The 9,078-nt window shown below is 65.0% G+C and carries 8 protein-coding genes; 5 read left to right on the top strand and 3 right to left on the bottom strand.

Features of this window, described 5'->3' with window-relative positions; translation table 11 throughout:
* From odhB to Q8N40_RS25865, 4 genes are all read left to right on the top strand, one after another.
* Positions 1-1,044, top strand: a 1,044-nt coding sequence (odhB, locus tag Q8N40_RS25880; RefSeq protein WP_305713834.1) for a 2-oxoglutarate dehydrogenase complex dihydrolipoyllysine-residue succinyltransferase, incomplete at its 5' end; no start/stop codon positions are given.
* A 100-nt stretch (positions 1,045-1,144) separates the two neighbouring features.
* Positions 1,145-1,894: an SDR family oxidoreductase gene (locus Q8N40_RS25875; RefSeq protein ID WP_305713833.1), complete on the top strand. Its 750-nt coding sequence runs from the start codon at positions 1,145-1,147 to the stop codon at positions 1,892-1,894.
* A gap of 35 nt (positions 1,895-1,929) precedes the next feature.
* Complete coding sequence (gene lpdA, locus Q8N40_RS25870) at positions 1,930-3,333, top strand: dihydrolipoyl dehydrogenase (RefSeq protein WP_305713832.1); 1,404 nt, start codon at positions 1,930-1,932, stop codon at positions 3,331-3,333.
* A gap of 27 nt (positions 3,334-3,360) precedes the next feature.
* Positions 3,361-3,891 carry a hypothetical protein gene (locus tag Q8N40_RS25865; protein WP_305713831.1) on the top strand — a complete coding sequence of 177 codons (531 nt, stop codon included), beginning with the start codon at positions 3,361-3,363 and terminating at the stop codon, positions 3,889-3,891.
* 43 nt (positions 3,892-3,934) lie between these two features.
* On the opposite strand, the gene Q8N40_RS25860 is transcribed toward Q8N40_RS25865, so the two are convergent.
* A complete protein-coding gene (locus Q8N40_RS25860; RefSeq protein ID WP_305713830.1) occupies positions 3,935-4,525 on the bottom strand; it encodes a DUF4337 domain-containing protein in 591 nt (196 codons plus the stop codon).
* Between the two features lie 107 nt (positions 4,526-4,632).
* Positions 4,633-5,535 (bottom strand): tyrosine recombinase XerC, encoded by a 903-nt coding sequence (locus Q8N40_RS25855; protein WP_305713835.1) that lies wholly within the window; start codon positions 5,533-5,535, stop codon positions 4,633-4,635.
* A 245-nt stretch (positions 5,536-5,780) separates the two neighbouring features.
* Here Q8N40_RS25855 and Q8N40_RS25850 point away from each other — a divergent pair, with 245 nt between their 5' ends.
* The gene (locus Q8N40_RS25850; RefSeq protein ID WP_305713829.1) at positions 5,781-7,988 is read left to right on the top strand and encodes a primosomal protein N'; all 2,208 of its coding nucleotides are present in this window, start codon (positions 5,781-5,783) and stop codon (positions 7,986-7,988) included.
* A gap of 476 nt (positions 7,989-8,464) precedes the next feature.
* Here the strand turns inward: Q8N40_RS25850 and Q8N40_RS25845 are convergent, their stop codons facing one another.
* Positions 8,465-8,953 (bottom strand): septal ring lytic transglycosylase RlpA family protein, encoded by a 489-nt coding sequence (locus Q8N40_RS25845; RefSeq protein ID WP_305319772.1) that lies wholly within the window; start codon positions 8,951-8,953, stop codon positions 8,465-8,467.
* Between the last annotated feature and the right edge of the window lie 125 nt (positions 8,954-9,078).

The raw sequence follows: 9,078 nt of genomic DNA, 5'->3' as shown, positions 1-9,078 counted from the left end.
GGCGCGCTGCTCGGCCAGATCAATGACGGCGCTGTCGCTGCCGCCGCCAAACCCGCTGCGGCCCCGGCCAAAGCAGCCGCGCCTGCCGCGCCGGCGCCCGCTGCCGCCGCGCCTGTTGCTGCGCCAAAAGCTGCGCCGTCGGACGCGCCGCTGGCGCCGTCGGTGCGCAAGATTTCCGCCGAGAGCGGCATCGATGCCGCCACCGTCCCCGGCTCCGGCAAGGATGGACGGGTGACCAAGGGCGACATGCTGGCTGCGATCGAGAAGGCGGCCTCGGCGCCGACTCCGGTCAATCAGCCCGCCGCTGCCGTGCAGGTGCGGGCGCCATCGCCGGCCGACGATGCCGCGCGCGAGGAGCGCGTGAAGATGACACGGCTGCGCCAGACCATCGCGCGCCGCCTCAAGGACGTGCAGAACACCGCGGCGATGCTGACGACCTTCAACGAGGTCGACATGAGCCACATCATGGCGATGCGCGCCCAGTACAAGGACATGTTCGAGAAGAAGCACGGCAGCAAGCTCGGCTTCATGGGCTTCTTCACCAAGGCCTGCGTACAGGCGCTGAAGGACATCCCGGCCGCCAATGCCGAGATCGACGGCACCGACCTGATCTACAAGAATTACTATCACGTCGGCGTCGCCGTCGGCACCGACAAGGGCCTCGTGGTGCCTGTGGTGCGCGACTGCGACAACAAGTCGATCGCAGATATCGAAAAGACCATCGCCGATTTCGGCCGCCGCGCCCGCGATGGCCAGCTCAAGATCGACGAGATGCAGGGCGGCACCTTCACCATCACCAATGGCGGCATCTACGGTTCGCTGATGTCAACGCCGATCCTGAACGCGCCGCAATCCGCCATTCTCGGCATGCACAAGATCCAGGAGCGTCCGGTCGCCATCGCCGGCAAGGTCGAGATCCGGCCGATGATGTATCTGGCGCTGTCCTACGATCACCGCGTCATCGACGGCAAGGAAGCGGTGACGTTCCTGGTCCGCGTCAAGGAAAGCCTGGAGGATCCGGCACGGCTGGTGCTGGATCTGTGATGCTTTCCGAACCGGATGTCCGCCTCGGGGCGGCATCGCGGCGCCGCGGTCCTGTTGGCGCTGCTGGTCATAGGTGGAATGGCGAGCGAGGGGGCGAATCTTGACCGACAGAGTAGTTGTTATCACCGGTGGAAGCCGCGGCATCGGCCGGGCGACCGCGATTGCGGCGGCCGCGCGCGGTTTTCGCGTGGTCGTCGGCTATGCCAGCAACAAGGCGGCGGCCGACGAAGTTGTCAGCATGATCGAGGGCAAGAACGGCAAGGCCATCGCCGTGAAATGCGACGTCGGTCACGAGAGCGACATTCTCGCGTTGTTCAAGGCTGCGGACGGCTTCGGCACGCTTGGCGCGCTCGTCAACAATGCCGGCATTGTCGGCAAGAGCGGCGTGCGTGTCGAGGACATGACGGCTCAGCGAATTCAGGAAGTGATGGCCGTTAACGTCACGGGTGCCATTTTGTGCGCGCGCGAGGCGGTGAAGCGGATGTCGACCAAATTCGGCGGCAAGGGCGGCGTCATCATCAACATTTCCTCGGTCGCCGCGCGGCTTGGCTCGGCCAACACCTATGTCGATTATGCCGCCTCAAAGGCTGCGATCGATGCCCTCACGGTCGGTCTCAGCCACGAGGTCGCCACCGACGGCATTCGCGTTGCAGGCATTCGCCCCGGCTTGATCGATACCGATATTCACGCCTCCGGCGGCGAGCCAGATCGGGCGCAGCGCCTTGCGCCGATGGTGCCGATGAAGCGTGTCGGCAGGGCGGACGAAATCGCCAATGCTGTCGTCTGGCTGATATCGGACGAAGCCTCCTACGTCACCGGTACCACGCTTGATGTGTCGGGCGGGCGCTAATACCTGTCACACGTTCCAGCTACAGGACTGCAATCATGGCTTCCTACGATCTCGTTATTATCGGCACCGGTCCCGGCGGATATGTCTGCGCGGTGCGCGCGGCGCAGCTCGGAATGAAGGTCGCCGTGGTCGAAAAGAACGCCACGCTCGGCGGTACCTGCCTCAATGTCGGCTGCATGCCGTCGAAGGCGCTGTTGCATGCCTCCGAAATGTTCGAGGAGGCCGGGCACTCCTTCGCCAGGATGGGCATCAGCGTGTCCGAGCCGAAGCTCGATCTCCCCGCGATGATGAACTTCAAGCAGCAGGGCATCGACGGCAACGTCAAGGGCGTCGAGTTCCTGATGAAGAAGAACAAGATCGACGTCATCCCCGGCAAGGGCAAGGTGCTCGGCACCGGCAAGGTGGAAGTGTCAGGCGGCGACGGCAAGACGCAACTGGTCGAGACCAAGAACATCGTGATCGCAACCGGCTCCGATATCGCGCGGCTGAAGGGCATCGAAATCGACGAGAAGCGCATTGTGTCGTCGACCGGCGCGCTGGCGCTCGACAAGGTGCCGCCCAGCCTGTTGATCGTCGGCGCCGGCGTGATCGGGCTGGAACTCGGCTCGGTGTGGCACCGCCTCGGCGCCAAGGTCACCGTAGTGGAATTTCTCGACCGCATTCTGCCGGGCATGGATGGCGAGGTCGCCAGGCAATTCCAGCGCATTCTCGAAAAGCAGGGTTTTGCGTTCAAGCTCGGCGCCAAGGTCACCGGCGTCGATACCTCGGGCAAGACGCTCTCGGCCAGTGTCGAGCCGGCGGCAGGCGGGGCTGCCGAAAAGCTCGAAGCCGACGTGGTGCTGGTCTGTATCGGGCGCGTTCCCTACACCGAGGGTCTCGGCCTCAAGGAGGCCGGCGTCGCGCTCGACAATCGCGGCCGCATCCAGATCGATGGGCATTTCGCCACCAGCGTGAAGGGCGTCTATGCGATCGGCGATGTCGTGGCCGGCCCGATGCTCGCCCACAAGGCCGAGGATGAGGGCGTCGCCTGCGCCGAGATTCTCGCGGGGCAGGCCGGGCATGTGAACTACGACGTTATCCCGGGCGTCGTGTATACCACGCCGGAAGTGTCCGCCGTCGGCAAGACCGAGGAAGAGCTGAAGCAGGCCGGCATCGCCTACACCGTTGGCAAATTCCCGTTCACCGCCAATGGCCGTTCCAAGGTCAACCAGACCACGGACGGGTTCGTTAAAATTCTCGCGGATGCGAGGACGGATCGGGTGCTCGGCGTCCACATCATCGGCCGCGAGGCCGGCGAACTGATCCATGAAGCGTGCGTCCTGATGGAGTTCGGCGGCTCCGCCGAAGATCTGGCCCGCACCTGTCACGCCCATCCGACCCGCTCGGAAGCCGTCAAGGAAGCCGCGCTTGCGGTCGGCAAACGCGCCATCCATATGTGATTTGCGCCCGGCCGGGCGGAGGCAACATTGATGCGCCGCCTGTTCAAACCGCTCTGGGTCCTGCTCGCGGTCATCTTCCTGATCGAAGCATGGCTGTGGGATCACCTCGAGCCCATCGTGGAGCGGGTGGTCGCGCGGATTCCGCTGCGCGCCTTCAAGCACTGGCTCGCCGGGAAAATCGCTGCGCTGTCGCCGGCGATGACGCTGATCGTGTTCGTCGTGCCCGCCATCCTGCTGTTTCCGCTGAAGCTGTTGGGGCTCTGGCTGCTGGCCCATGAATACTGGGTCAGCGCCGTCTCGACGATGGTGGTTGCGAAATTCCTCGGCCTCGGCGTGACCGCCTTCGTCTTTGACCTGACACGGCCGAAATTGCTGCAAATGCAGTGGTTCGCAGAACTCCATGAATGGGTGCTGGCATTGCGGGCCAAAGCCGCCGCACTGGTCCATCCGATCAAGCTGCGGATCAGGGAAGCCTTGCGCGGCGATGGCGACGGCTGGCTGTCGCGAACGCTGCGAACCATCCAACGCTTCCGCAAGCGCGCGCACGAAGCGCGATAACGCGTATTAGGGAGGTTCGCTGAGGGATTGAGAATCCCGTGCGCTACATCAAATGCACCGCGTGCGGCGCGAACAGGCCGATCGCCGTGAAGGCCAGTCCGGTGACCGCCAGCAGGCCCGCGACCCAGGCCAGCGCGATCATGCCGGTGATGATGGTGGCCGACGCCAGCACGATGCCGATCTGAAACGCCGCCGAGGCGACCTCGTAATGATGGTAGCGCGCCATCGAGAGATCGCGGGCCTTCTCGGCCTCCTTGGCGCGCGCGGCTAGTTGCTCCGAACCTTCGCCGGTTTCCGGCTCCGAGCGGTAGCGCGCCGCGGTCTTCTTCCAGTTGTCGATCTGCTTCGCCAGCGCCGCCTTGGCGGTATCGTCGCCCATCAGGCCGAGGCTTAAGCGGGCCTGATCGGATGTCGCCTCCACCACCGTCCGGCGGATGCTCTTGGCCTGGAAGAACGCCCACAGGTTGGAGGCCTCGACGTTCTTGCTGATCGAGTCGGTCTGCGCGCCCTTGCCCAGCGTCTCCGAGAACGCCAGAAACAGCGCGATCACGGCGATCAGCAGTGCGATGTTCTTGTTGGAGCCGGATGCATGCTCGGCGTGCTCCGCGTGCTCCATGCTTTCATGTGCGCCCATGATTCTCTCCCCCTTGGCGGAATGCAACCACGATTGACCGAACACCGCGGCCGGCGCAAGTGGCAAGCCTATGTGACGGCAGTATGTCAGGCTTGAAGGGGGGAGGCTCAGGCGCGCGGATGCGCCGACTTGTAGACTTCCAGCAGCCGCTCGCTGTCGATCCCGGTATAGATCTGCGTGGTCGAGAGCGAGGCGTGGCCGAGCAGCTCCTGGATCGCGCGCAAATCGCCGCCGCGGTTCAGCAGGTGGGTGGCGAAGGAATGCCGCAGCGCATGCGGCGTGGCGCTGTCGGGCAGCCCGAGCGCGCCGCGCAGCCGTTCCATGGTGAGCTGAATGATTCGCGGGCTGAGCGGGCCGCCTCGCGCGCCGACGAAAACAGGGCCTTCCGGCTTGAGCTGATGCGGGCAGATCGCGACATAGTCCTGCACCAGCGCCAGCACGTTTTGCAGCACCGGCACCATGCGGGTCTTGTTGCCCTTGCCGGTCACGATGATGACGTCGCCTTCGCCGGGCAACGGCACCTCGCGGCGCTTCAGGCCCAGCGCTTCGGAAATACGCAATCCCGAGCCGTATAACAGCGCCATCACGGCAGCGTCGCGCGCCCAGATCCAGGGGTCGCGGGTATCGCCGGCGCGTTCGTCGGCGTCGGCAAAACGTTTGGCTGCCGCCATCTGGATCGGCTTGGGCAGGCTCTTGCCGACCTTGGGCGCGCGGATCGCCGAGAGCGCGCCGACCTTGCCCCTGCCTTCCTGTTCGAGGAAACGTCCGAACGAGCGCAAACCGGCCAGCGCCCGCATCAGCGAGCGGCCGCCGATATCGCCGGCGCGGCGCATCGCCATGAACGCCCTGACGTCGCTGGCCTCGAGCGCGGCAAACTGCGCCAGCGTCACCCGCCCGCCCCAGTGCTGGCTGAGAAACACCAGGCACTGGCGCAGATCGCGGGCATAGGCCTCCAGCGTCTTCGGCGACAGCCGCCGTTCGGCGCGCAGATGCGATAGCCAGCGCGTCATCTGCAGCGTGATGTCCTCGGCGGCGCAGTCGAGTTCGATCGGCTGGATGGCAGGAACGGACGCTTGAACGGACGCTTTGGTGGATTTGGCCACGGCGCTGCCCTGATGATTCTGATGGACTATATCGCACTTCTTTCGTTTACCGTTCGCTAACTGGCCAAGGTGGCGGCGGCTTGCACTGGCCCCGGCCCGCGCGCGGTCCTAAGTTAGTCCCGCCTTCTCCGACTTCGAGCCTGATTCCCCCGATGGACCATTCCGCGCGCGCCACCTCATCCGCATCATCGACGCGCGTCGTCGATGTGCTGGTGCCGGTCGCGCTCAATCAGAACTATTCCTACCGGGTGCCGCGCGGCATGGATCTGAAGCCGGGCGATGTGGTGTGCGTGCCGCTGGGGCCACGCGAGGTGATCGCGGTGGTGTGGGCGGAAAACGCCAATCCCGATCCGCGGCTGCATAACCGGCTCAAGGATGTCGGCGAGAAGCTCGACGTGCCGCCGCTGAAGCCGGAACTGCGCGCGCTGGTTGACTGGGTCGCCAACTATACGCTGTCGGCGCGCGGCATGGTGCTGCGGATGACGTTGCGGATGGGCGAGCATCTCGGGCCCGAGCGGATGCGGATGGGCGTGCGCCTGATCGGGGCTGCGCCGAAACGCCTGACGCCGGCGCGGCGGCGGCTGATCGATATTCTGTCGGATGGCCTGCTGCACGGCAAATCCGAGGCTGCCAGAGAGGCCGGCGTCAGCGCCGGTGTGATCGACGGCCTGGTCGACGAGGGCACGCTGACGGTGGAGCCGATGCCCCGCGCGCTGCCGCCGCCGGCGCCCGATCCGTCCTTCTCCCAGCCTGACTTTACCAGCCAGCAGCGCACCGCCGTGGATGCGATGCGGGCGCTCGCTGCAAACGGCAGTTTCCATGTCGCCCTGCTCGACGGCGTCACCGGCTCGGGCAAGACCGAAGTCTATTTCGAGGCCATCGCGGAAACGATCCGGCGCGAAAAGCAGACGCTGATCCTGATGCCGGAGATCGCGCTGACCGGCCAGTTCCTCGACCGGTTTGCCGAGCGTTTCGGAGTGCGGCCGCTGGAGTGGCATTCCGAACTGACCCCGCGCACCCGGCAGCGCAACTGGGCGGCGATCGCGGCGGGGGAAGCGCCGGTCGTGGTCGGCGCGCGCTCCGCGCTGTTTCTGCCTTACGGCAATCTAGGCCTGATCATCGTCGATGAGGAGCACGACCAGGCCTACAAGCAGGACGAGGGTGCGCATTACCACGCCCGCGACATGGCGGTGGTGCGCGCCCATATCGCGAAAATTCCGATCGTGCTGGCGTCGGCGACGCCGTCGGTCGAGACCGAGGTCAACGCCCGAAAAGGCCGCTATCAGCGCGTGGTGCTGCCGGCGCGGTTCGGCGGCCAGCACATGCCGCATATCGAGGCGATCGATCTGCGCCGCGCGGCGCCGCCACGCGGCCGCTTCATTTCGCCGGTGCTGGCCGAACAGGTGCAAGTCGCCATCGAACGGAAGGAGCAGGCGCTACTGTTCCTCAACCGTCGTGGCTACGCGCCGCTGACGCTGTGCCGGGCCTGCGGCCATCGCTTCGCCTGCACCATCTGCGACGCCTGGCTGGTCGATCACCGCTTTCGCCAGCGCCTGGTCTGTCATCACTGCGGTTTCTCGATGCCGCGCCCAAAGGTCTGCCCGCATTGCCAGGCCGAGGAATCGCTGGTCGCGGTCGGCCCCGGTGTCGAGCGCCTGCAGGAGGAAGCCGCGCAATTGTTTCCGGACGCGCGCACCATGGTGCTGTCGAGCGACCTGATCACCTCGATCGAGACCATGCGCAGCGAATTGAACGAGATCGCGGCCGGGCGGGTCGATATCATCATCGGCACCCAACTGGTGGCCAAGGGCCACAATTTCCCGCGGCTCAATCTGGTCGGCGTGATCGACGCCGATCTGGGCTTGAGCAACGGCGATCCGCGCGCCGCCGAGCGGACCTTTCAATTGCTCAACCAGGTGATCGGCCGCGCCGGCCGCGACCAGGGCCGCGGCGTCGGCTATCTGCAGACCCATCAGCCCGACCATCCCGTCATGAAGGCGCTGGTGGCGTGCGACCGCGAGGCGTTCTATGCCAGCGAGATCGACATGCGCGAACGCACCGGCTATCCGCCGTTCGGCCGGCTCGCCAGCCTGATCATTTCGGCCGGCGACCGGCCCACCGCGGAAGGTTTTGCGCGCAAGCTGGCGGCGATCGCGCCGATCGACGCGCGGATCCAGGTGCTGGGTCCGGCCGAAGCGCCGCTCGCCGTGATCAAGGGCCGCTATCGCTTCCGGCTGCTGATCAAATCGCTGCGCAATGTCGACCTGTCGGAATATCTGCGCGAATGGCTGGCTGCGGCGCCGAAGACAAAAGGCAACCTCAAGCTCGAGGTCGACGTCGATCCGCAGAGTTTCTTGTAATCTGCGATCGCTCTCTCACCGTCGTCCCCGCGAACGCGGGGACCCATACGCCGTGCAGCCAAAATTTCGGGAAGTGTAAGTGGCCTCGTTGAAGCGTTACGCTCTTGCAATAGCCGACCGGGATTATGGGTCCCTGCGTTCGCAGGGACGACGTGCTGATAGAGTTACGCATCCTGTTCTCCGCTGCTCTGTATGCTCGTGTGCGGGTGCAGCGCGCATCCGGCATTCCCTGCTCCCTCATCGAGGGCGAACGATATGCAAACCTCGGGCGTCTCCCGCCGCGAGAGCGTGGCCGTGTATCCGCTGTTTGAAATCGAATCCGCAATGACGTTGAGAGAGCGGAGCGCAAAAAAAGCCTGCCGTCATGGGGTGACGGCAGGCTCTGGTTCGGCACGCAGGAAGTTCTGCGGCCGTACTCGGACGCAACGCTTACCGAAGTTGTTCGAAGCACTGGGCGGTCAAAACGCCCGAACGGGTCACATGACCTCGGCGACCACCCGGCCAAGGCCCTTGGCGCGGGTCAGTCCGACCGCGCTCGCCGCGCCGGTCGACAGGTCGAGGACGCGTCCCTTAATGAACGGGCCGCGATCATTGATGGTGACGACGACGCTGCGGTCGCCATGGGTCACCTTCAGCTTGGTGCCGAACGGCAGGCTGCGGTGAGCTGCGGTCATGGCGTTCTGGTTGAAGCGCTGGCCGGAGGCGGTCTTGCTGCCGGACTCGTTGCCATAGAACGATGCGATTCCCGAGAAGCTGCGTCCGGTACCCGACGAAGGCGCGATCGAGGCATTGGCGTCGAGCAGGGAGGCCTTCGATTTGGCCGCGTGGTGAGAATGATGATGTTTTTTGGATTTGGCGGCGGCTTCGGTGGCGCCTGCGCCGAGCAGGAGAGTTGCGGCGAAAAGAGCGAGCGCCGTGCGCGACTGGGTTGTTTTTCCCAGTGCCAGGTTATTGGAAGTCAGCATACAAACAGTCCCTCAAGATAGTATTGCCACATATGTGGCAAGTGGAACCCCCGTCCCAATGTGAGTGGTCGCCGTTTGCTGGGCTAATAAGGCGTAAGCTGGGCAGTAGATCGGTTTCTGTTCAG

Source organism: Bradyrhizobium sp. (assembly GCF_030693485.1).
In the GTDB taxonomy this organism is placed as follows: domain Bacteria; phylum Pseudomonadota; class Alphaproteobacteria; order Rhizobiales; family Xanthobacteraceae; genus Bradyrhizobium.
The sequence above is the reverse complement of the archived record's forward strand: the minus strand, read 5'-3'. Positions and strand labels throughout refer to the sequence as shown.

Bases quoted from the DNA above. Each gene is read 5' to 3' on its own strand.
- lpdA (WP_305713832.1), top strand. From the start codon at position 1,930: ATGGCTTCCTACGATCTCGTTATTATCGGCACCGGTCCCGGCGGATAT.
- Q8N40_RS25860 (WP_305713830.1), bottom strand. From the start codon at position 4,525: ATGGGCGCACATGAAAGCATGGAGCACGCGGAGCACGCCGAGCATGCA.
- Q8N40_RS25855 (WP_305713835.1), bottom strand. From the start codon at position 5,535: ATGACGCGCTGGCTATCGCATCTGCGCGCCGAACGGCGGCTGTCGCCG.
- Q8N40_RS25850 (WP_305713829.1), top strand. From the start codon at position 5,781: ATGGACCATTCCGCGCGCGCCACCTCATCCGCATCATCGACGCGCGTC.
- Q8N40_RS25845 (WP_305319772.1), bottom strand. From the start codon at position 8,953: ATGCTGACTTCCAATAACCTGGCACTGGGAAAAACAACCCAGTCGCGC.